The 23,460-nt window shown below is 71.0% G+C and carries 15 protein-coding genes; 8 read left to right on the top strand and 7 right to left on the bottom strand.

Annotation, left to right across the window (positions count from 1 at the left end; all coding sequences use genetic code 11):
• Positions 1-34: 34 nt before the first annotated feature.
• Both BJ972_RS10675 and BJ972_RS10680 read left to right on the top strand, forming a co-directional pair.
• The gene (locus tag BJ972_RS10675) at positions 35-619 is read left to right on the top strand and encodes a TetR/AcrR family transcriptional regulator (protein ID WP_179419945.1); all 585 of its coding nucleotides are present in this window, start codon (positions 35-37) and stop codon (positions 617-619) included.
• A complete protein-coding gene (locus BJ972_RS10680) occupies positions 616-2,088 on the top strand; it encodes a carboxylesterase/lipase family protein (protein WP_129172458.1) in 1,473 nt (490 codons plus the stop codon). The genes BJ972_RS10675 and BJ972_RS10680 overlap by 4 nt, the downstream gene beginning before the upstream one ends.
• A 209-nt stretch (positions 2,089-2,297) precedes the next feature.
• On the opposite strand, the gene BJ972_RS10685 is transcribed toward BJ972_RS10680, so the two are convergent.
• From BJ972_RS10685 to BJ972_RS10695, 3 genes are all read right to left on the bottom strand, one after another.
• Positions 2,298-2,666, bottom strand: coding sequence for a hypothetical protein (locus BJ972_RS10685; protein WP_129172457.1), 369 nt, complete (start codon positions 2,664-2,666; stop codon positions 2,298-2,300).
• A 173-nt stretch (positions 2,667-2,839) separates the two neighbouring features.
• Positions 2,840-4,723 (bottom strand): glycoside hydrolase family 53 protein, encoded by a 1,884-nt coding sequence (locus BJ972_RS10690; RefSeq protein ID WP_206736461.1) that lies wholly within the window; start codon positions 4,721-4,723, stop codon positions 2,840-2,842.
• Between the two features lie 41 nt (positions 4,724-4,764).
• Positions 4,765-6,843 carry a beta-galactosidase gene (locus tag BJ972_RS10695; protein ID WP_129172456.1) on the bottom strand — a complete coding sequence of 693 codons (2,079 nt, stop codon included), beginning with the start codon at positions 6,841-6,843 and terminating at the stop codon, positions 4,765-4,767.
• A 203-nt stretch (positions 6,844-7,046) separates the two neighbouring features.
• On the opposite strand from BJ972_RS10695, the gene BJ972_RS10700 reads away from it, so the two are divergent.
• The 4 genes from BJ972_RS10700 (at position 7,047) to BJ972_RS10715 (ending at position 11,372) form a co-directional block, all read left to right on the top strand.
• Entirely contained in the window at positions 7,047-8,348 is a 1,302-nt protein-coding gene (locus tag BJ972_RS10700) for an ABC transporter substrate-binding protein (protein ID WP_129172455.1), read from the top strand.
• Between the two features lie 186 nt (positions 8,349-8,534).
• Complete coding sequence (locus BJ972_RS10705) at positions 8,535-9,404, top strand: carbohydrate ABC transporter permease (protein WP_129172659.1); 870 nt, start codon at positions 8,535-8,537, stop codon at positions 9,402-9,404.
• Position 9,405: 1 nt separating this feature from the next.
• Positions 9,406-10,317, top strand: coding sequence for a carbohydrate ABC transporter permease (locus BJ972_RS10710; RefSeq protein WP_129172454.1), 912 nt, complete (start codon positions 9,406-9,408; stop codon positions 10,315-10,317).
• A 38-nt stretch (positions 10,318-10,355) separates the two neighbouring features.
• Positions 10,356-11,372, top strand: coding sequence for a LacI family DNA-binding transcriptional regulator (locus BJ972_RS10715; RefSeq protein WP_129172453.1), 1,017 nt, complete (start codon positions 10,356-10,358; stop codon positions 11,370-11,372).
• A gap of 252 nt (positions 11,373-11,624) precedes the next feature.
• Here BJ972_RS10715 and BJ972_RS10720 read toward each other — a convergent pair whose 3' ends face one another.
• On the bottom strand, positions 11,625-13,214 hold the full coding sequence (locus BJ972_RS10720; protein WP_129172452.1) for a peptide MFS transporter: 1,590 nt from the start codon (positions 13,212-13,214) through the stop codon (positions 11,625-11,627).
• Positions 13,215-13,240: 26 nt separating this feature from the next.
• Here BJ972_RS10720 and BJ972_RS10725 point away from each other — a divergent pair, with 26 nt between their 5' ends.
• Both BJ972_RS10725 and BJ972_RS10730 read left to right on the top strand, forming a co-directional pair.
• Positions 13,241-14,539: a glycosyltransferase gene (locus BJ972_RS10725; RefSeq protein WP_129172451.1), complete on the top strand. Its 1,299-nt coding sequence runs from the start codon at positions 13,241-13,243 to the stop codon at positions 14,537-14,539.
• Positions 14,540-14,668: 129 nt separating this feature from the next.
• Entirely contained in the window at positions 14,669-15,289 is a 621-nt protein-coding gene (locus tag BJ972_RS10730; RefSeq protein WP_129172450.1) for a 4'-phosphopantetheinyl transferase family protein, read from the top strand.
• 101 nt (positions 15,290-15,390) lie between these two features.
• Here BJ972_RS10730 and BJ972_RS10735 read toward each other — a convergent pair whose 3' ends face one another.
• The 3 genes from BJ972_RS10735 to BJ972_RS10745 form a co-directional block, all read right to left on the bottom strand.
• Entirely contained in the window at positions 15,391-17,025 is a 1,635-nt protein-coding gene (locus tag BJ972_RS10735; RefSeq protein WP_129172449.1) for an ABC-F family ATP-binding cassette domain-containing protein, read from the bottom strand.
• Positions 17,026-17,379: 354 nt separating this feature from the next.
• The gene (locus tag BJ972_RS10740; RefSeq protein ID WP_129172448.1) at positions 17,380-18,693 is read right to left on the bottom strand and encodes a M1 family metallopeptidase; all 1,314 of its coding nucleotides are present in this window, start codon (positions 18,691-18,693) and stop codon (positions 17,380-17,382) included.
• Positions 18,693-22,610 carry a Pls/PosA family non-ribosomal peptide synthetase gene (locus tag BJ972_RS10745; protein ID WP_129172447.1) on the bottom strand — a complete coding sequence of 1,306 codons (3,918 nt, stop codon included), beginning with the start codon at positions 22,608-22,610 and terminating at the stop codon, positions 18,693-18,695. The genes BJ972_RS10740 and BJ972_RS10745 overlap by 1 nt, the downstream gene beginning before the upstream one ends.
• Positions 22,611-23,460: the final 850 nt, after the last annotated feature.

Consider the following 23,460-nt stretch of genomic DNA (forward strand, 5'->3'; position numbering starts at 1 on the left):
GGTATGTGTGAGCGGGGTCGATACGATCGAGACCATGACTGCAAAGGGGCCCTACGCGAAGGGCATCGCCAAGCGCGAAGAGATCCTGACCACGGCCCTCGGCGTCATCGCCCGCAACGGCTACCGCCGCACGTCGGTGCGCGAGCTCGCCGACGCCGTCGGCCTCAGCCAGGCGGGCCTCCTGCACTACTTCACCTCGAAGGAAGAACTCTTCACCGAAGTTCTGCGGAAGCGCGACGAGGTCGACCGCGAGACCTACATCGACGGCACCGAAGATCCGCTCGAGGCGTTCGTCGGCGTCATCCGCCACAACGCCGACGTGCCGGGCCTCGTGCAGCTCTACTCGCGCCTCGCCGTCGATTCGACCGACCCCGATCACGCCGCCCACGACTTCTTCGTCGAACGCTTCGCGGGCGATCGCACCGAGATCACCGCGGCCATCGCCGCCGAGCAGAAGGCCGGCCGCATCGACGCCGGGCTCGACCCCGAACGCCTCGCCTCCGTCATCCTCGCCGCCGCCGACGGACTGCAGACGCAGTGGCTGCTCGACCCCTCGATCGACATGGCCGCGCACCTCTCCGAACTCTGGCGCGCACTCACGAGCGGAGCCGCCCGATGAGCGCCCCGGTCGCCCAGACGCGATCCGGCGCGGTGCGCGGGGTGTGGCGGGATGACGCGGGCGGGCGTTCGGCGGCATTCCTCGGCATCCCGTTCGCGGCGGCCCCCGTGGGCGAACTGCGCTTCGCCGCGCCCGCACCGCACCCCGCGTGGGAGGGCGAGCGCGACGCGACGGAGTTCGGCGCGACGCCGTTCCGCGACGACGGAACCGGTGGCGTGACCCTCATCCCCGAGCCCGGCATCGTCGGCGACTCGACCCTCAACGTCAACGTCTTCACGCCCGACCCGGATGCCGCGGGGCTTCCGGTGCTCGTCTACATCCACGGCGGGGGCTACGTCTCGGGCTCGCCCTCGAGCTCGTGGTACGACGGAGCCGCGTTCAACCGCGACGGCATCGTGACCGTGAGCGTCTCGTACCGGCTCGGATTCGACGGCTTCGGCTGGATCGAGGACGCCCCGCACAACCGCGCCGTGCTCGACTGGATCGCCGCGCTCGAGTGGGTGCAGGGCAACATCGCGGACTTCGGCGGCGACCCGGAGCGCGTCACGATCGCGGGCCAGTCGGCGGGCGGCGGGGCCGTGCTCACGCTGCTCGGCGTGCCGCGGGCGCGTGGCCTCTTCCACCGCGCGATCTCGATGTCGGGCGTGCTGAGCGCGACCCCGCTCGGCCGCGCCGAAGAGCTGGGGCGACGTCTCGCCGCCGAGCTCGGCGTCGAACCGACCCGCGCCGCTCTCGCCGCGCTGCCCGAGGAACGCGTGCTCGCCGCGCAGAAGGCCGTCGAACCGAAGCTCACCGCCCACCCGCTCGCGGCCGTGCGTCAGATGATCGGCGACGGCGTGCCGTGGTCGCCCGTGATCGACGGAGACCTCGTGCCCCACGCGCCGCTCGATGCCGCCGCGGCCGGCGCCTCGGCCGACGTGCCGCTCATCGTCAGCTCGGTCGACGACGAGTTCTCGATGGCGACCGACCGGCTGCAGGGCGCGCTGCGACTCATCCCCGCGAGTGCGGGACTCGGGCTGCTGGGGCTCGCCCGCGACATCCGCCGCCCCTACCTCGCGGCCAACGTCGACGTGCACGCGAAGGGCACGGCGGCCATGCTCGGGCGCTACGTCTCCGACGCGGTGTTCCGCTCGGCGGCGCTCGCGTTCACGCGCGCCCGCGGCGATGCCCCGACGTGGCTCGCGCGCTTCACGTGGCCGTCGCCCGCGTTCGCCGGACGAGCCGTGCACTGCCTCGACGTGCCGTTCTTCTTCGACTGCCTCGGCGCCGAGCGCATCGCGCACCTCGCGGGCGACGCTCCCCCGCAGTCGCTCGCCGATGCCCTGCACGGTTCGGCGGTCGCGTTCATCTCAGGCGGAGACCCCGGTTGGGAGCGGTGGGATGCCGCGAGCGAACCCACCCGCCTGTGGGAGGTTCCGCCGACCGTGGCGCCGCACGCGTACGCGTCGGTCGAGCCGCTGCTCGGCTGAGGCTGCGTCACGCCTCTCTCTGGCGGCGAATAAGGAGATCCGACCCGACACGCCGGCCCGAGGCATCCCCCCGGCGGCGCGCCGCCCGCGATCTCCTTATCCGCGTGCACGGATGCTGCCGAATCGGCCGCTCACCGCGTGTCGGATGACGCACGGCGGCGTGTCGGGCCGATCCGCAGCATCCGTGATCGGGGGCTGCGCACCCCGCGTCAGTGGACGTGCGGCTGATCGCGCTCGAAGCCCCACTCATCGGCGAACTGTTCGGGGCTGAGCGTCTCGAGCTCCTCGATCGCGAGGCCGAGCAACGCTTCGGCCGTGTCACCGTCGTTCTGGCTCGCGCGGTACATGACGTGCCCGTCCGAGATGCGGCGGATGACGAGGTCGGCCGTACCGGGCCCCCAGCTCTCGCCGCCGAGTCCGACGAAACTCGCCGCGAGCGCTCCGACGGTCGCGACAGTGCGCACGACGGCCTTGAGGGGCGACAGCGGCACGAGCTCGATCTCGGCGATCCACAGTTCGGAGGCGGTCGTCATCCCCCCATCGAACCAGATGACGGATGACGCGTGCGGGTTGTTCACGGATGCTGCAGATCAGGCGGCATGACGCGTGTCGCCTGTCGCGCCGCGGCGTGTCGCCCTCATCCGCAGCATCCGTGACCGGGGCGACCGCCCGCTCGCGCGACGGATCAGGAGATCCGGGCCGCCACGCCGGCGAGCGTCATCCGCTCACCGGCGTGTCGGAGAGATTCTCCTTATCGGGCGACGCGCCGGCGACGGAGGCCGAGCAGCGCGAGGCCGGCCAGCACCACGAGTGCGGCGAGGCCGAGCGCCGGGGCCACCGATGTGCCGGCCGTCGCGAGTGCCGCGCGGTCGGAGCCGGGCGCCGCCGTGTCGGACCCCGACCCGCCGGGCGTCGAGCCCGAATCGGGTCCGGAACCACCGGGCGACGGCACGGGGCCGGGCGAGGGAACGGGTTCGGGCGACGGTTCGGGTTCCGGCGACGGCTCTGGCTCGGGCGAAGGCTCCGGCTCCACCGCGGGCTCCGACCGGTCATCCGCCGCGAACGCCGCGATGCTCGGCAGCGCGCGACCGTCGAAGTCGAAGACGGCCTGGTTCTCCCACGCGTTGCCCGAGGCCGGATCGGCCGGGTCCCAGCCGTTGCCGGCAACGGCCGTCCACGCGGGTTCCCAGTACACGGCGCCGAGGCCGCGACCGCCGGGTGCTGCCGCGACGACGTCCTGCACGGCACGGAAGTTCGCCTGCTGACCCTCGACCGTCGCGGGGTAACCCGTGACGAGCTGCTCCTCGCGGGCGATCACGTTCTCCCACGGTGCGACCAGGTTGTCGTCGAGGGTGAACGGGTAGGCGGTCTCGACGACGAGCACGTCGCGGTCGTACCGATCGGAGAGCACCGAGACGGCCTCCTGCAGGTCGGCGAGACTGCCGTGCCAGTAGCCGTAATACGAGAGTCCGATGAGGTCGAAGGGCACGGCGCGTGCCGTCACCTCGTCGAACCACCACGTGAGTCCGCCGATGCCGTTGTTGATGTTCGTGAGGTGCAGGATGACCTCGGTCGACGGGTCGACGGCCTTCACGGCGTTCGCACCGGCGGTAAGGAAGAGCGCGAGGTTGTCCCACTGGGCGCCGTCGACGCCGTCGTCGGGGATCACGTCCCACGTCTGGCCGCTCGGCCACAGCATGCCCGGGTTGATCTCGTTGCCGACCTGCACGTAGTCGGCCGTGATGCCCGTGTCCTTGAGCGCTTGCAGCACGTCGGTGGTGTGCGCGGCGACGTCGGCGGCGAGCTGCGCGGGCGTGTGTCCGACCCACGCGGCGGGAACGCCCTGCGCTCCCGGGTCGGTCCAGCGGTCGGAGTAGTGGAAGTCGACGAGGAGCTCCATGCCGGCATCCACGATGCGCTCGGCCATCGCGACGACCTGCGGCGTCATGTTGTAGCCGTCGGCCGAGTCGACCCACACCTTCAGGCGGCCGATGTTCGCGCCCGCGTCGGCGAGGATCTCGACGGGGTCGCCCGCCGTGCCGTCCTCCGACGAGTAGACGGCGCCGAAGTCCTCGTTCTTCGGCACACCCGAGAGGTCGGCGCCGCGAAGGCCGCGGTCGACCGTGCCCTGCTCGATCGACACCGCGTCGAGGCTCGCCCACGAGCCGGCGGGCCCGTCGGTCACGAGGCCGACCGTGCACGCGGCATCCCCCGTCGCATAGCCGGAGACCGCGAGGTGCAGCCACGCGTCATCCGTCTCGGTCGACGGCACGACGACGCTGCCGTCGGTGCCGCACCCCGAGAACACGAGCCGGGATGCCGCGAGCGAGCCGCCCGACTTCACCTGGGCGCGCAGTGTGTGCCAGCCCTCGGGCAGGGTGAGCTGCTGCGTCGTCGAGATGCGTCCGTCGGTCGGGAGCCAGTGCGTCAGCCGGAGCCCGCCGTCGATCCCGACCGACTCGACCGCGGCGGCGCCGCTCGTCGACTCGGTGGTCCAGCCGGTGAGCCCGTCGTCGAAGCCCGGGTTGACGAGCTCCGGCGTCGCTGCGGCGAAGGCGGGTGCCGCGGGTGCGGCGATGAGCGCGAGCGCGGTCACCACCGCCCCGAGAACTCGCGGGGTGCGTGATCGTGTCATGTCGTCCTCCTTGACGTGGTGACCGCGGGCGCGGGGTGCGCTCAGCGGGGCGAAGCGATGATGCGGTAGCCGGCGCCCGGCACGGTGATCTCGCCGTCGACGTGGTCGCCGGTCAGCAGATCGGTGCCGTGCGCCGCGACGACGGCGGGCTCGTCGGCGTGGTTGATGTGGAAGGCGAAGCGCCGTTCGCCGTCGACGCGCTCGACCGACTCGAGTCCCGCGGGCGGTGCCGCGTGTGCGACGCCGGCTCGGGCGAGCACGCCGTCGACGAAGGACTGCAGGTCGTCGCCCGTGAGCTTCGTCGAGACGTACCACGCGGTGCCGTCGCCGCGGGCGTTGCGCGTGATGGCGGGGCCGCCCGCGGCGGGGCCGGTCGCGTAGAGCGCTTCGCTCTCGGCACCGGTGAGCACGATCTCCTCGCTCCAGGCCGCACCGCGGCGACCGTCTCCGAGGTCGACCGTCTCGCCCTCGTGCAGCGGCAGGAACTCGTGGATCTCGAGGCCGAGCACGTCGCGCAGCGCTCCCGGCGAGGCACCCGCGGCGACCTCGTCGTTCGCTCCGACGATGCCCGAGAAGTACGAGACGACGAGCGTGCCGCCGCCCGCGACGTAGCGGTCGAGCGACGCGGCGCCCTCGTCGCCGAGCAGGTAGAGGCTCGGCGCGAAGACGACGTCGTAGCCGCTCAGGTCGTGCTCGGGCAGCACGAAGTCGATCGTCACGCCGCGGTTCCAGAGCGCGGTGTAGAAGGCTTCGACGCGCTCGCGGTGGCCGAGTTCGACCGAGGGCCGCCACTCGAGGTCGAGGGCCCAGAACGATTCGATGCTCCAGACGACGGCGACGGATGCCTCGACGCGGCTGCCGCGCACGGGGCCGAGCGCGCCGAGCGCCGAGCCCAGCTCCTCGACCTCGCGCCAGATCCGCGTGCCGGTGCCGGCGTGCGGCAGCATCGCCGAGTGGAACTTCTCGGCGCCGAAGCGGCTTGCGCGGAACTGGAAGAACATGATGGCGTCGGCGCCGCGAGCGAAGTGGCTCAGGCTGTTGCGGGCGAGCTCGCCGGGGCGCTTCGCGATGTTGCGCGGCTGCCAGTTGACGGCCGACGTCGAGTGCTCCATGAGGATCCAGGGGCGACCGCCCGCGAGCGACCGGGTGAGGTCGGCGTCCATCGCGAGCATGACGTGGTTGTCGCGGCGTTCGGCGACGAGGTAGTGGTCGTTCGCGACGACGTCGACCTCGCGCGCCCACGACCAGTAGTCGACCGAGGGGCAGTTCGTCGCCATGAAGTTCGTCGTGATGGGGGTCGTCTGCGTGTAGCGACGGATGACGTCGCGCTCGGCGACGTAGCAGGCGAGCAGCGCGTCGGACGTGAAGCGCTGGTAGTCGAGGCGCTGGGCCTGGTTCGAGACGCTCGCCGAGAGACGCGGGGCGTCGATCTCGTCCCAGTCGCCGTAGCGCTGCCCCCAGAAGAGCGTTCCCCACGCGGCGTTGAGCGCGTCGAGGGTCGTGTACCGGGCTCGCGCCCACTCACGGAACGCCGCAACCGAGTAGTCGTCGTAGCTGTCGCTGATGGGGGCGCCGTACTCGTTGTGGATGTGCCACATGACGACGGCGGGGTTCGAGGCGTACCGGCGGGCGAGCTGCTCGGTGATGCCGGTCGCGGCACGGCGGTACTCGGGCGAGCTAGGGCTGACCATGCCGCGCGAGCCGAAGCCGAGGCGGATGCCGTCGCGCGTGACGGGGTGCGCCTCGGGGTACTTCTTCCAGAACCACGCGGGGGGCGCGGCCGTCGGCGTGCCGAGGTCGACGTCGATGCCGGCTTCGGCGAGCAGGCCGATGAGGTCGTCGAGGAACGTGAAATCGTACTCACCCTCACGCGGCTCGAGCAGGACCCACGAGAAGATGCCGACGCTCACGAGGTTGACGCCCGCGCGCCTCATGAGCTCGATGTCCTCGATCCAGACGTCGCGGCTCCACTGCTCGGGGTTGTAGTCGCCGCCGTAGCGGACCTCCCGCCCGGGAATGCGGTGCACCGAGGATGACTCGCGCGTCGGTTCGGCGAGAGCGGGCGAATCGGTCGCCGCCACTCGTCGCGAATCGAGGACTTCGGAAGTGGGCGTCGACATGGCGCGATCTCCTTTGACTGTGTGCGGTCACAGTTCTATCACAGCCATGGATGCCGCTGTCAAACGTCATCGCTGTGTTGACAGCGATCTTTTTGTGTGGATTACTAATACCGGTCACAGGCTCACCGACGTTCCTCCGAGTGTCAGCGAGCGACCACCCCCCCCTCGCATCACACAGTCAGCTTTTCGACAAGGAGGACGAAATGCGCTCATCTCTTCGCATGGGAGCCATCGCCACCGCCGCTACTGCGGCTTTGCTTCTCGCCGGTTGTTCGGCCGATGCCGGGGGCGGTGAATCCGGCCCCGTCGAGCTCACATACTGGGCATGGGCTCCGAACCTCGAGCAGGTCGTCGAGATCTGGAACGAGAAGAACCCCGACATCCAGGTCACCGTGAACAAGCAGGACGGCGGCGACCCCGCCATCACCAAGCTGCTCACGGCGATCAAGGCGGGCAGCGGCGCTCCCGACATGATCCAGGCCGAGTACCAGAAGCTCCCGACGCTCGTGTCGGCCGACGCGCTCGCCGACATCTCCGACGCACTCGGCTCCGACGTCGCCGAGGGCTTCCCCTCGGCCGTGTGGGACTCGGTCACGCTCGGCGGCGACGCCGTCTACGCCGTCCCGCAGGACACCGGCCCCATGATGGCCTACTACCGCACCGACATCCTCGACCAGTACGGTCTCTCGATCCCCACCACGTGGGACGAGTACGCCGAGACGGCGCGTGCCCTCCACGCCGCCGACCCGTCGAAGTACCTCGGCACGTTCTCGGCCAACGACGCCGGCTGGTTCGCCGGTCTCGCGCAGCAGGCCGGCGCCTCGTGGTGGTCCATCGACGGCGACGCCTGGGGCGTCGGCATCGACGAGGAGCCCACGCAGAAGGTCGCCGAGTACTGGGGCGAGCTCGTCGAGGAAGGCGTCATCGACAACAAGCCGATGTACACCCCCGAGTGGAACGCCGGCCTCAACGACGGCACACAGGTCGGTTGGGTCTCGTCGGTCTGGGGCCCCGGAGTGCTGAACGGCAACGCCGCAGACACCGCCGGCCTCTGGACCGCGGCGACGATCCCCGCGTGGGATGCCTCGGAGCCGACCAACGGCAACTGGGGCGGTTCCTCGACCGCTGTCACGACGCAGTCGAAGCACCCCGAGCAGGCCGCCGAGTTCATCACGTGGCTCAACACCGACCCCGAGGCGATCGCCGCTCTCATCCAGACGTCGGGCATCTACCCGGCCGACTCCGAGGCCGCGGCCGCCGCGCTCACCGAGCCGCCCGCGTTCTTCAGCGGCCAGGCCGACTTCTACGACATCGCCGCAGAAGCCGCGTCCGCCGTGCAGCCCTTCACCTACGGCCCGAACGTCAACGTCGCGTACAGCGCGTACAACGACGAGTTCGCCAAGGCGGCCGAGGCGAAGACCGCCGACGCCTTCACGAAGGCCGTCGCCGAGATGCAGTCGATCACGATCGACGACCTCACGAAGAGCGGCTTCACCGTCAAGTAGCACCCGAGGGGCGCGGCCACCGGCCGCGCCCCTCTCCCCTTCCACCGCGGAGCGATCCGCCTACCCCCGGAGGCAGTCGTGACCTCAGTCGCCGATCGACCCCGTGTCGACGCCGCACCCCGGCCGTCGAAGAAGCGGCCCGCACAGAATCGCAACCAGCGTGCGCTCACCCGCACGGCCTACGCGATGCTCGCGCCCGGCATCGTGCTCTTCGTCGTCTTCATGGCTGCGCCGATCTTCTACACGCTCTTCCTGAGCTTCCAGAAGAAGCAGGTCGTGGGCCTCGGACTCGGCTCGGGTTCGACAACGACGGCGTTCGCGGGCTTCGAGAACTACATCTCGTCGTTCACCGACCCCGAGTTCGCCGCGAGCGTCGGGCGCGTGCTGCTCTACGGCGTCGTGCTCATCCCGACGATGCTCGGCCTCGCGCTGCTCTTCGCACTCCTCCTCGACTCGCGCCGCACCCGCGCGACGACGTTCTCGCGCACCGCGATCTTCCTGCCGTATGCCGTGCCGGCCGTCATCAGCTCACTGCTCTGGGGCTTCCTCTACCTGCCCGCCGTGAGCCCCTTCTACTACGTGTTCGACCAGTTCGGATGGGAGGTGCCGTCGCTCCTGTCATCCCCCCTCGTGCTCTTCGGCATCGCGAACATCGCCCTGTGGGGCGGCGTGGGCTTCAACATGATCGTGATGTACACGTCGCTCAAGGCCGTGCCGACCGAGATCTACGAGGCCGCGAAGATCGACGGCGCGAGCGAGGTGCAGATCGCGCTCCGCATCAAGGTGCCGATCATCGCGCCCGCCCTCGTCATGACGGCGCTGTTCTCGATGATCGCGACGCTGCAGGTGTTCGCCGAACCGACGACGCTCCGCCCCCTTACGAACAGCCTCTCGACGAGCTGGTCGCCGCTCATGCTCGTCTACCGCGACGCCTTCACGCGCGATGACATCTACTCGGCCGCGGCGACCTCGATCGTCATCGCCGTCGCGACGTTCGTCGTCTCGTTCCTTTTCCTCCGTGTCGTCCAGAAGCGCGCCTTCGGACAGGAAGACTGACATGACCGCCACGACGTCCCCGACCCTCCGCACGCCTCTTCCCGGGCAGCCCCTCTCGAGCGGCCGACGCCGATCGAAGGACGGCGAGCGCCCGAGCTACGTGTCGACGAGCATCCTTCTCATCGGCGCGCTCTACTGCCTGTTCCCCGTCTTCTGGGTGCTCATGGCCTCGACGAAGAGCGGCGCCGAACTCTTCTCGACGTTCACGCTCGCACCGAGCACTCACCTGTGGGACAACATCGTCGCCCTCACGCAGTACCGCGACGGCCTCTACTGGCGCTGGATGCTCAACACCGCCCTCTATGCCGGCGTCGGCGCGATCCTCTCGACCTACGTCTCGGCGCTCTCGGGCTACGTGCTCGCGAAGTTCGCCTTCCCGGGCAAGTCGATGGTCTTCCGCATCCTGCTCATGGGCGTGCTCGTGCCGGGCGTCATCCTCGCGATCCCGCAGTACTTCCTCATGGCGCAGGTCGGCCTGACGAACACCTACTGGGCCGTGCTGCTGCCGCAGATCATCAGCCCGTACGGCATCTACCTCGCGCGCATCTACTCGGCCGCCGCCGTGCCGACCGAGGTCGTCGAGGCCGCGCGCACCGAGGGCGCGAGCGAGATGCGCATCTTCAGCCGCATCGCGATGCCGATGATGCTGCCGGGACTCGTGACGATCTTCCTCTTCCAGTTCGTCGCGATCTGGAACAACTTCATGCTCCCGTACATCATGCTCGGCAGCGACAACCTGTTCCCGATCACGGTCGGCCTCAACGGACTGCTGAACCAGGGTGCGACGGCGCCGGCGCTCTACACGCTCGTCATCACGGGTGCGCTGCTGTCGATCATCCCGCTCATCGCGCTCTTCCTGCTGCTGCAGCGGTTCTGGCGGGTCGACCTCGCCGCCGGCGCCGTGAAGGCGTGACCCCGCGCGAGCGTCGAGCTGCCCCCTATGCTGGCTCCGTGACCGATCCCAGCAGCCGCCGTCGCCCGACGATCGACGACGTCGCCCGTGAGGCGGGGGTCTCACGGGGCACGGTGTCGCGAGTTCTGAACGGTGGTCACTGGGTCAGCCCCGACGCCCTCACGGCCGTCAACGGCGCGATCAAGAAGACCGGCTACCGCATCAACCCGCACGCACGCAGCCTCGCGACGAGCCGCGCGAACTCGATCGCGTTCCTCCTCACCGAGTCGCACGAGCGCCTCTTCGAGGACCCGAACTTCTCGGTGCTCATGCGCGGAGCCGCCGAGGCCCTCGCCGAGCGCGACATGTCGCTCGTGCTGCTCATGGCAGGCTCCGACGACGAGCAGCGCCGCGCGACCGAGTTCATCACTGCCGGACACGTCGACGGCGTGCTGCTCGTGTCGTCGCACCGCGGCCGCCAGGCGTTCATGTCGGAACTCGTCGGGTCTCGCGTGCCCGCGATCTCGTGCGGCATCCCCCTCGGTTTCGAACGCAAGATCGGCTCGGTGTCGGCCGACGACGCCGAGGGCGCACGCGTCGCCGTCGAGCACCTGCGCTCGCTCGGCCGCTCGCGCATCGCGACGATCGCCGGCCCGCAAGACACGTCGGGCGGACTCACGCGACTGCAGGGCTACCGTCTCGAGATGGATGCCGGTGCCGACGACTCACTCATCGCCTACGGCGACTACAGCCGGGTGAGCGGGGCCGCTGCAATGCGCGAGCTTCTCGACCGGCGGCCCGACCTCGACGCCGTCTTCATCGGCAACGACCTCATGGCGGCGGGAGCACTCGAGGTGCTCGCTGCGGCCGGTCGACGCGTGCCCGAGGATGTCGCCGTGATCGGGTTCGACGACTCCCCCGTCGCCGTCACGACCGACCCGCAGCTCACGACGATGCGTCAGCCCTTCGAGCGCATCAGCCACGAGATGGTGCGCCTCCTGCTGCAGGTCATCGAGGGTCAGCCCGCCGCGACGGTCACACTCCCCACCGAACTCGTCGTGCGCGCGAGCGCCTGAGTACTCGCGGCTGGTCCCCATCCCGCGCCGACGGATAAGGAGATCTGACCCGACACGCCCGCCCGCGTCATCCGCTCACCGGCGCGCCGCCCGCAATCTCCTTATCCGACCCCCGGCCCACCCCACCCCGTGCGCGGATGCTGCCGATCAGGCAACGCCCCGCGCGTCGGGCGTCGCGAAGCGGCGTGTCACCCGAATCCGCAGCATCCGTGACCGGCGAACCGAGACCGGATGCCACACCCGACGCCACCCTCAGCGCACGCCCTTCATGAGGCGCAGCACCCCGCGGCTCGCGACCCACAGCAGCACGCCGACGATGACGGCGACGAGGCCGAGCACGCCGAAGTACGGCACCTCGTTCGTGGGCGAGTACAGCTCGGCGAGCTGACCCGCGATCGCCGTGCCGAGCGCGACGGAGAGGAAGAAGAGCGCGACCATCTGCGTGTGGAACACCGCCGGGGCGAGTTTCGTCGTGACCGAGAGCCCGATCGGCGAGATGAAGAGTTCGGCGACGGTGAACGTGAAGAGGATTCCGACGATCGCGAGCAGGGGCGTCGTGTTCTCGCCCCCGTTCGCGAACGGAAGGAACAACCAGAACGCGAGGCCCATGACGATCGCTCCGAGGGCGAACTTCACGGGCGTCGTGGGCTGGCGCCGGCCGAGCTTCGTCCAGATCGCGGCGAAGACGCCCGAGAGGATGATGATGAAGATCGGGTTGATCGACTGCACCCACGACACCGGCATCTCCCAGCCGAAGAGGTCGCGGTTCAGCCGCTTGTCGGAGTAGATCGTGAGCACCGTGAACTGCTGCTGGTAGAGCGACCAGAACGCGACGCTCACGATGAAGAGCGGGATGAAGCCGAAGACGCGCGTCCGCTCGGTCGACGAGAGGCGCGAGCTCGAGAGGATGACGGCGAAGTACGCGATCGCGGCGACGACGGTCAGCCCGATGACGATGAGGGCGAGGTTGTCGGCCGTGATGAGGCCGAGGAGCACGGCGATGAGGATGACGACGACGGCGCCGACCGCGATGCCGATCCACATCGGGCGCTTGCCCCGCGGCAGCGGGTTGGGGATCTCGTGGGCCTCGACCGGCAGGCGCTTCCGCCCGAAGCTGTACTGCACGAGTCCGATGAACATGCCGACGGCGGCGAGGCCGAAGCCCCAGTGGAACCCGAGCGTCGTCTGCAGCAGCCCCGTGAGGATGGGGCCGAGGAACGCACCGAGGTTGATGCCGAGGTAGAACAGCGAGAAGCCGGCATCCCGTCGCACGTCGTCGGGCGTGTAGAGCGTGCCGACGACGGATGTCGCGTTGGCCTTGAGCCCTCCCGAGCCGAGCGCGACGAGCACGAGACCGACTCCCACTCCGGCGAAGCCGGGGATGAGCGCGAGACCGATGTGCCCGAGCATGATGACGACGGCGCTGTAGAACAGCACGCGCTCCGAGCCGAGCAGCCGGTCGGCGAGCCACGCGCCGATGATCGTCGCGAGGTAGACCGAGCCGCCGTACGCGCCGACGATGCCCGCGGCCGTCGCCTGCGGCAGTCCGAGCCCGCCCTCGCTCGCCGAGTAGTACAGGTAGATGAGCAGGATGCCCTGCATGCCGTAGAAGCTGAACCGCTCCCACATCTCGACGCCGAAGACGGTCGCGAGCGAACGCGGCTGGCCGAAGAATCCGCGGTCGGAGTCGCCGTGAGCCTCGCTGCGGGCGGGTTCTTCGGGGGTGTTCCCGGCCGGCCCGGGGTGCGGATGACGCGCCGAACGCTCGTTCGCGGATGCTGCCGATCCTGCCGAGACCCGCGTGTCGCTCGCCGCTCGGCGGCGTGTCGGCCGATTCGGCAGCTTCCGCGCAATGGGACAGTGAAACCGTGCCCTCCCTCCTCATCGCGTGCACCCCTGTCCACGGCCACGTGCAGCCGCTGCTCGCCGTCGCGCGGCATCTGATCGGCCACGGCCATCGCGTGCGGTTCCTCACGGGCGAGCGCTACCGCTCGGCAGTGGAGGCGACCGGCGCCGAGTACCTCGCCCTCCCCCGCGACATCGACTACGACGACTCCGACGTCGACGCCGCATTCCCTGATCGCGTCGGCCGCACGGGGGTCGCGGGCATCCGGTGGGATGTCGAGAACATCTTCCTCGCGCCCGCACCTCTGCAGCTCGCCGCGCTCGATGAGGCGATCGCCGCCGAGCAGACCGATGCCGTCCTCGTCGAGAGCATGTTCGTCGGTGCTGTCGCTCTCGTGAGCCGGCCCCGCGGCGAGCGCCCGCCCGTCGTCAACCTCGGCATCATCCCGCTCGGGCTCTCGAGCGTCGACACGGCACCGTTCGGACTCGGCATCGCGCCGATGCCCGGCCTCCGCGGCCGCATCCGCAATCGCGCGCTGCGCTTCGTAGCCGAGCACGTCATCTTCGGCGCGCTGCAGCGCTCGGCCCAGCGCATGGTGCGAGAGACCACGGGACACGAGCTCGAGGGGTTCTTCCTCGGTTCTGCCGCCCTCGCCGACGCCGTCGTGCAGTTCACGGTGCCCGAGTTCGAGTATCCGCGCAGCGACCTTCCCGAGCACGTGCACTTCGTCGGCCCCGTCGCACGATCGCGACCGTCATCCGCCGCCCTTCCCGAGTGGTGGGGCGACCTCGACGGCTCGCGTCCGGTCGTGCACGTGACGCAGGGCACCGTCGCGAACGCCGATCTCGGCGCCCTCATCGTGCCGACGGTCGAGGCCCTCGCGAGCGATGACGTGCTCGTCGTCGTGAGCACGGGCGGGCGCCCCCTCACCGACCTGCCCGCGCTGCCCTCGAACGTGCGCGCCGCCGAGTACCTGCCCTACGACGCCCTGCTGCCGCTCACCGACGTCGTCGTCACGAACGGCGGCTACGGCGGCGTGCACTACGCGATGGAGCACGGAGTGCCGCTCGTCGTCGCGGGCACGACCGAGGACAAGATCGAGGTCTCGGCGCGCGTCGCGTGGTCGGGCGTCGGCATCGACCTGCGCACCGAGCGCCCGACGACGGATGCCGTTCGACGCGCCGTTCGCACAGCACTCGCCGACCCGTCGTATCGTGCCGCGAGCGAGCGAGTGGGTGCCGCGATCCGCGCGTCGGCGGGTCTCGACGGTCTCGATGAAGTGCTGATGGACCTCATCGCCCGGGCTCCTGCCGCCGGATAAGGAGATCGCGCCCGACACGCCGCCGCGCGGCATCCCCGGCTCGGCGCGTCGCCGCGATTCTCCTTATCCGCCGCCGCCCTCGACGCGGTCGGCCCGGCACACGGAGCCCCGCGCCCATAGGGTCGAGGCATGAGCCGGATGCCGCTGCGACTGCCGCGCGGGGTGCACGTCTCCGCGCGCGACAGCCCCGGTGACCGCGCCCTCGACCTGCTCACCCCCGCCGAGCGCACACGCTTCGACGACGAGACGCCCGCCCGTGCCGCGCGCTTCCTGCTCGGCCGCTTCACCCTGCGCGCGCTCGCGCTGGATGTCACGGGCGCGCCCCTCGAGAGCATCATCGTGCGCGCGGCCTGCCCGCACTGCGGCCGCGAGCACGGGCGACCGCGAGTCGAGCTGGCGAACGGGCGACGGATGACGGCGAGCCTGTCATTCCACGGAGGCCTCGCCGTCGCGGCGGTCGACGTGGGCGATCGCCCCCTCGGCATCGACGTCTCGGCCGCGACGCTCACGCACGACCAGGCCGCGGGCGTCGAGGCCGTGCTCGGAGGACCCCTCCGTGACCCCGCCCGAGCGTGGCGCGCCGCCGAGGCAACACTTAAGGCCGACGGCCGCGGCCTCGACCGTGACCCCACGGGCGTGCGGCACGTCCTCGGCGGCACGCGCCTCGACGGCCACCGCTACCGGGTCGTCGACCGTGAGCTCTCGCCCGGCATCCGTCTCGCCGTCGCACGGGGCCGGCGCCCCGGGTGAGGCGGCGACACGACGGATAAGGAGATCGGGCACGACACGCCGCTGCGCGGCATCCCTCACCCCGCGCGTCGCCGCGGATCTCCTCATCCGCCGCACTCGCCTCAGACCCTCGCCGCCATCAGCTCGATGCGCGGCCACTCGCGAACGTCACGGAGCAGCTGCCGGTCGTGCGTCGAGAGCACGACCGCGGCATCGGTCGCCCCGAGCGCCTCGGTGAGCTCGTCGACGAGCGCGATCGACAGGTGATTCGTCGGCTCGTCGAGCAGCAGCACGTGCGGACGCGCCGCGAGCACGAGCGCGAGGTCGAGCCGGCGCTGCTGCCCCATCGAGAGCTCGCCCACGCGCTTGCCCGACTCGCGCGCCCGCAGCAGGCCGAGCTGCGCGAGCCCGCCGGCCTCCGCGGACGACAGCACCCCCGACGCGACGAGCGCCTCAACGTGCGTCGCGAATACCTCGCTCGCCCGCCGGTCGAGTGCCAGCGCGCTCTCCTGCCGGAGATGGCCGAGACGGATGTCGCGCGGCGAGCGCACCACCCCCGAGTCGGGCGTCAGCTCGCCAGCGGCGACCGCGAGGAGCGTCGACTTTCCCGCACCGTTCGGGCCGGTCACGACGAGTCGACCGCGATGCGTGAGCGCGAACGTCGTCTCGCCGAGCCGCCCCTCGACGCGCACACCGTCGACGTCGAGCAGGGTCGCCCCCGTGCGCGTCTGCAACTCGGGAAAGCGGAATCGCTGCGGCGGCTCGGGCACCGCGAGCGCGTGGGCATCGAGAGCCTCCTGCCGACGGTGCACGCTCTGCACGAGCCCGCCCGCACGCGTCGCCCGCCCGTGCTTGTTGGTGCCCTTGTCGGGTCGCCACCCCGACACGAGACGGTTCTGCGCAGAACTCAGATCGTCGCTGAGGCGCGCGTACTCGGCCTGCTGCTTCTCGTAGTCGCGTTCCCAGCGCTCCCGTTCGGCCGAACGCCCCGCCCGGTAGCCGGCGAAGCCTCCGCCGAAGACGCGCGGGCGGTCATCCGGTGTCGGGTCGAGGTCGACGATCGTCTCGGCGACATCCGTCAATAGCGCGCGGTCGTGACTGACGACGACCACGCCGCCGCGCCGCGCGCGGAGCTCGGCGGTGAGGAAGTCGAGCCCGCTCCGATCGAGGTGATTGGTCGGTTCGTCGAGCAGCAGGAAGTCGTCGTCGGCGCCGAGCAGACAGGCGAGGCGCACGCGGTAGCGCTGCCCGACCGAGAGGTCGGCGAGCGGGCGGCGCACCTCGGTCTCGGCATCGAGCGACTCGAGGGCGACCTGCACGCGACGCTCGGCGTCCCACGCGTCGAGCGCCTCGGCGTGCTCGAGTGCGACGGCGTAGCTGTCGGCCGCATCGGGATGCCCGTCGGCGAGCCGCGCGGCTGTCGCATCGAGCCGGGCCAGGGCGTCGAGCGACGCGGCGATCGCCTCGGCGACGGCTTGGCCTACGGTGCGGTCGTCGGCGATCATCTCCTGTTCGGCGACGCCGACCGTGCCGACGAGGTTCACCGAACCGTGATCAGGCGGCAGGGTTCCCGCGAGCACGTGGAGCAGCGTGGACTTTCCGCGGCCGTTCTCGCCGACGATCCCGATGCGGGAGCCGGGCGCGACGACGAGATCGACGTCGGTGAGCACGGGCGAGGCGCCGCGCATCACCGAGACGGAGGAGGCGAGGAGTTGGGCGCGATGGCGCGCCGGATGACGGTGGGCTGAGGTGGGCATACGAATCCTTCGAATCGACGCACGGCGCCGCGCTCGCGAACGCGTGCGGAATGACGGTGACCCCCGCGGGGTCGGATCGATCGGCCGCCGGCTCGGAGGAACTCAACGAGCGCGGTGGGCCTACTCAGCCGTCACAGGAAGAACAAATAGTGCACCTGACCAGGGTAGCAGGGGCGATCAGCCCGCCGAAAGGTCGATCTCTCGGGGTGCGCGGGGCGTGCGACCCCGTTCGATTGACCCCTCGAGCGCGAGAATGGCGCGAGAGGGGGCGAGCGCGAGGCGCGAGGACGTGCGGGGGCGAGCGCGAGGCGCGAGGACGTGCGGGGGCGAGCGCGAGAGGGCACGAGTCCCGCGCTAGCGCGGGAACGCCGGCAGCGCGCGCTCGGCGAGCCAGGGGGCGAGCACGGCGGTCGCGCCCGGGGCGAGCTCCTCGGCGAGCGCGAGCAGGTCGTCGGTGGTCGCGAGGCCGTGACGGTACCGCGTCGTCCACGCGTGGAGGATGTCGGTGAAGACCGCATCACCCGCGAAGACGCGCAGCGCGTGGACGGCGAGGGCGCCCCGCTTGTAGACGCGGTCGTCGAACATGTCGTCGACGCCCGGGTCGACGAGCAGCAGATCCTGCGGGGCCGAGGCGAGGGCCCGGTGGTGACGCCGCGCGAGGGTCTCGACGCGCTCCGACCCCGACGCCTCCGACCACAGCCATTCGGCGTAGCAGCAGAAGCCCTCGTTGAGCCAGATGTCGCTCCAGCGGCGCAGCCCCACACTGTTGCCGAACCACTGGTGGGCGAGTTCGTGGGCGACGAGGCGTTCCTCACGGCCCGATCCGTCGAGATGGTTCGAGCCGAACGTCGCGATGCCCTGCGCTTCGAGGGGGATCTCGATCTCGTCCTCGGTGACGACGACGCCGTAGCCGTCGAACGGGTACGGCCCGAAGGTGCGCTCGAAGAGCGTCATCATCTCGGGAAGACGCTCGAGCTCGCGGTCGACGACGGGAGCGATCGCCGCGGGCCGGTGCAGCGTGCCGGCGACTCCCGCGAGGTCGACGGGCACGCTCGCGAGCCGCCCGACCTGCACGGCGACGAGGTACGTCGGGGTGGGCGCCGCCTGCTCGAAGCGCCACACGCCGCGGCCTCCCACGATCCGGCGTGAGACGAGCGCGCCGCTCGCGATGACCGTGTACGCGGCATCCGTTGCGAACGTCACCCGATAGGTCGCCTTGTCCGACGGATGATCGTTGCAGGGGTACCAGCTCGGCGCACCCGAGGGCTGCGAGGCGACGAGCACGCCGTCGTCGAGCTCTTCCCAGCCGATGGTTCCCCAGCGCGAGCGACGGGGACGCGGCGCCCCCGCGTACTCGACGACGACCGTCACGGTCGCCCCTGCGGCGAGCGCCTTCTCGGGGGTGATGCGCACCTTGCCGTCGGCGTGACGGAACGGGGTCTTCCGCCCGTCGACGCGCACGCGCTTCACGCCGAGTCCGACGAGGTCGAGGCTGAACCGCGAGAGCTTCTGGTCGGTCACGATCGTGAGGGTCGCGGTGCCCTCGAGCCGGTTGGTCGGCACCCGGTACGTCAGGTCGAGGTCGTACGACGCGACGCGGTATCCGCCGTTGCCGCTGCGGGGGATGTACGGGTCACCGGCGGTCTCGGCACCGGCGACGGCCGGCATCAGCGCACCTTCGGGTGATAGTCCGAGACGCGCACAGCCCGCCACGGACCGATGGGGTTGCCGCTCCAGCGGCTTCCGACGGGAACGCTCTCACCGCGCATGACGAGCGACGCGGGGCCGACGGTCGCGTGCGCGCCGATCGACGCGGCGGGCAGGATCACGCTGTGCGGCCCGAGCGTCGCACCGTTCTCGAGGGTGACGGCATCCATGCTCATGATTCGATCATGGAACAGGTGCGTCTGCACGACGCAGCCCCGGTTGACGGTCGATCCGTCGCCGAGAGTGACGAGATCCGCCTCGGGCAACCAGTAGCTCTCGCACCACACGCCGCGCCCGATGCGTGCGCCGAGCGAACGCAGCCAGACGTTCAACGCGGGCGTTCCCGACGCCGACTTCGCGAACCACGGCGCAGCGACCATCTCGACGAACGTGTCGGCGACTTCGGTGCGCCACACGAAGCTCGACCAGAGCGGCTGCTCGTCGGCGGGGATGCGCCCGACGATGACCCACTTCGCGACGGTCGAGACACCGGCGGCGACGGCACCGGCGGCGAGCATGACGACACCGCTCAGCAGGATCGTGACGAGCACGCCGAACATCGTCACGAGGCCGGCGAACGCGAACATCACGGCGATGCCGATGAGCACCGACACGACGACGGGCACGAAGCGGCAGAGTTCCCACAGTGTGCGCGCGACGCGCAGGCCCGCACCGGGTCGGTAGGTGCGGGCGTCATCCGAGTCGACCGCCGTCCGCCGCAGTCGCACGGGCGGCGAACCGAGCCACGACGTTCCGGGCTTCGACTTCTGCGGCGCGACCGAGAGTACGGCGACGAGCGAATCGCGCGCGACGCGCATGCCCGGCGTCGCGAGGCCCGAATTGCCGAGGAACGCGCGCTTGCCGATCGAGACGCGGCCGAGGTTCATCCACCCGCCACGCAGTTCGTACGACGCGACCATCGTGTCGTCGGCGAGGAACGCGTGATCGCCGATCGACGTCATCGACGGAATGAGCAGCACGGTCGACGCCTCGACGCCGCGCCCCACCTCGGCGCCGAGCATGCGCAACCACACAGGCGTGAAGAGGCTCGAGTAGAGCGGGAAGAGGAGCGTGCGGCTGAGGTCGAGCAGTCGCTCGGTCGTCCACGCCTGCCACGCGACGCGGCTGCGCACCGGGTGCAGGCCCTCGGTGAGGCCGATCGCAAGCACGCGCACGAGCACGACGACGGCGCCCGCGAGCACGACGCCCGCGACGAGCGTCGCGGGAACGACCCAGACGAGAGCGGCGAGGGATGCCTCGGCGAGCGAAGCCGACCCACGGATGCCGGCGGCGAACACCGCCGCGCCCGCGACGAACGCGACGACGGGCAGGAGCGAGATCGCCGTCGAGGCGAGCGCGTACGCCACGAGCCACCGGCGCGGCTTGGGAGCCGTCGCTTCGGCCTTCGCCGCGGGGCCGATGCGTTCGGCGGGCGAACCGGCCCACTTCTGGCCCGACGGCACGCGACCGAAGACGGCCGACCCCGGCGCGATCTCGGCGTGCTTGCCGATGCGCGCACCCGGCAGGAGCGTCGATCGCGCGCCGACCGTCGCGTGGGCACCGATGCGCACCCGGCCGAGCCGCAGCACGTCGCCGTCGATCCAGTAGCCCGCGAGGTCGACCTCGGGCTCGATCGAGGCTCCCGCGCCGACGGTGAGCATGCCCGTGACCGGCGGCAACGTGTGCAGGTCGACGCCCTCGCCGATCTTCGCGCCGAGCGCCCGCGCGTAGAGAAGGATCCAGGGGGCGCCCGCGAGGCCGACGGCCCCGATCTGCTGCGCGATCTGCTCGGCGAGCCACAGCCGCAGGTGCACCGAACCTCCGCGCGGATGATCACCCGGCTCGACGCCCGCGAGCAGCGCCCGCGCCGCGACGACCGCGATGAGCATGCGCCCCCACGGCGTCGCGAAGATGCCGAGCCCGACGATGAGCACCCACAGATCGACGGCGGGGAGGAACTCGAACCCGCCCACCTCGTGCAGGATGCTGCCCGCGGTGAGCAGATAGAACAGCCACCGGATGCCGCTGAGGATGAACAACGGGATGCCGATGAGCGTCTGGAACCACTGCGTCCGACGCGGGGTGGGGCCCGGCCGGTGGAAGGTCACGGCGTCGTCGCCCGTGTCGCGCGCCGCGAGCTCCGCGGCCTGCTGTGCGAGACGCGGGTGGTCGTAGATGTGGGCGACCGTGAACTCGGGGTCACGCGCCCGCAGGCGCCCGACGAGTTGCGCGGCCGAGAGCGATCCTCCGCCGAGGTCGAAGAAGTTCGATTCGGCATCGGGCACGGGAACCCCGAGCACGGCCTGCCACTCGCCCGCGAGCCACGCCTCGGTGTCGGTGAAACCGTCGGCGTCGGCATCCACTCCGGGCAGCGGCCACGGAAGCGCGGCGCGGTCGACCTTGCCCGACACACGCGTCGGCAGGTCGTCGACGATCGCGAGCAGCGGCACGAGTGCGGCGGGCAGCTCTTCGGCGAGGCGTCGGCGCGCGGCATCCCGATCGAAGGCGGGGGTGACGGCGAGGTAGCCGACGAGCACGCTGTTGCCGGCGTCGGTCTTCCGCACGGCGGCCGCGGCGCCCGAGACGCCGGGCAGGTTCTGCAGGGCCGACTCGATCTCGCCGAGCTCGATGCGACGCCCGCCGACCTTGACCTGGTCGTCGGCGCGGCCCTGGAAGAGGATGCCGGTGCCGTCGAAACTCACGAGGTCGCCCGAGCGGTAGGCGCGCTCCCAGCCGAGGGTCGGCATCGGCGCGTACTTCTCGGCGTCCTTCTCGGGGTCGAGGTAACGCGCGAGCCCGACGCCGCCGATGATGAGCTCACCGACCTCGCCCGGCGCGACCGGCTCGCCCGAGCCATCCACGATCGCGAGGTCCCAGCCGTCGAGGGGCAGGCCGATGTAGATCGGGCCGCTGCCGTCGAGCAGCGCGCCGCACGAGACGACGGTCGCCTCGGTGGGGCCGTACGTGTTCCAGACCTCACGCCCGTCGGCGGCGAGACGCGCGACGAGTTCGGGCGGGCAGGCCTCGCCGCCGAAGATGAGCAGACGCACATTCTCGATCGACTCGGCGGGCCAGAGCGCTGCGAGGGTCGGCACGGTCGAGACGACGGTGATGCCGTGGCTCAGCAGCCAGGGACCGAGGTCCATGCCGCTCTTCACGAGCGAACGCGGCGCGGGCACGAGGCACGCGCCGTGCCGCCACGCGAGCCACATCTCTTCGCACGACGCGTCGAACGCGACCGAGAGGCCCGCGAGTACGCGATCGCCGGGGCCGAGCGGTTCGCCCTGCAGGAACATGCGGGCTTCGGCGTCGACGAACGCGGCGGCCGAGCGGTGGGTGACGGCGACGCCCTTCGGCACGCCCGTCGAGCCCGAGGTGAAGATGATCCACGCATCGTCGCTCGGCTGCGGCGGCGTCGCGACGGGGATCGTGGCGGTGCTCGCGTGCGGAGGCTCGCCGTCGAAGAGCTCGGCCGACAGTTCACCCGAGGGCGTGAACTGGCCGCCGCCCGCGATGACGCCCGCGACCCCGGCCGCGCCGAACACGAGCTCGGCACGCTCCTCGGGGTCGTCGACGTCGACCGGCACGTAGGCGGCACCCGCGGCGATCACGCCGAGGATCGCGATGTACAGCTCGCGCGACCCCGACGGCATGCGCACGCCGACCCGGTCGCCGCGTCGCACGCCCGCTTCGTGGAGGCGCGCAGCGGTGCGGATGACGCGCGCCATGAGTTCGCGATAGCTGAGCGCACCGGCACCGTCGTCGATCGCCGACGACTCGGGATGACGCGCCGCCGTCTCACGCAGGATGTCGAGGAGCGTGCGCGGCTCGGGTGCCCGGCTCGCGAGGCGGAGCTGATCGGCGTCCGTCGAAATCACGAGGCGTCCTCCTGATCGAGCGCCCCGCGGGTCGCGGCGCGAGAGTCGATCCACTGTCGCCCCGGTCGGGAAACGGCAGATGGACTTTCGGTGAACGATACGCGCACACCGCGCCACATCCCGCGCCGCGTGTCGCCCCGTGGCGCGTCGCCGGCGCCGACCCCACTCAGCTTCGGCCACGGCCCGGCCCCCGACCCCACCCCGGTCACGGATGCTGCAGATCGAACGCTTCCCCGCATGTCACACGCTTCGCGGCGGCGTGTCACCCCGATCCGCAGCATCCGCGCACGGGGACGACCCTGTCTCAGCCCGGCCCAACCAGCAGATAAGGAGATCTGACCCGACACGCCGCAACGCGGCATCCCCCACCCGGCGCGCCCCGCCGAATCTCCTTATCCGCCGCGGGCGAGCCGCACAGGAAGTACGGGATGGAGAGAAGTACAAGAGTGAGAGCGGGGAGAAGACGAGAGGATGCCGCAGCATCGGTCATCCGCCAGCTCCCACCCCCCACCACCGATCACGGATGCTGCCGATCGAACGCTTCCCCGCGTGTCGCACCCCGCTCGGCGGCGTGTCACCCCGATTCGCAGCATCCGCGCACGGGGAAGACCCTGTCTCAGCCCGGCCCTCCTCAGCGGATAAGGAGATCTGACCCGACACGCCGCAACGCGGCATCCCCCACCCGGCGCGCCCCACCGATTCTCCCTATCCGCCGCGGGAGCAACCGGGAGGGAGAAGCAGTGAGGAAAGGGATGAGGGGATGCCGCGGGCGAGCTGCACGAGAAAGACAGGGGGGGGTGAGGCGAGAGCCGATCACGGATGCTGCCGATCGAACGCTTCCCCGCGTGTC

The sequence above is a fragment of the Agromyces atrinae genome, from assembly GCF_013407835.1.
Lineage (GTDB): Bacteria > Actinomycetota > Actinomycetes > Actinomycetales > Microbacteriaceae > Agromyces > Agromyces atrinae.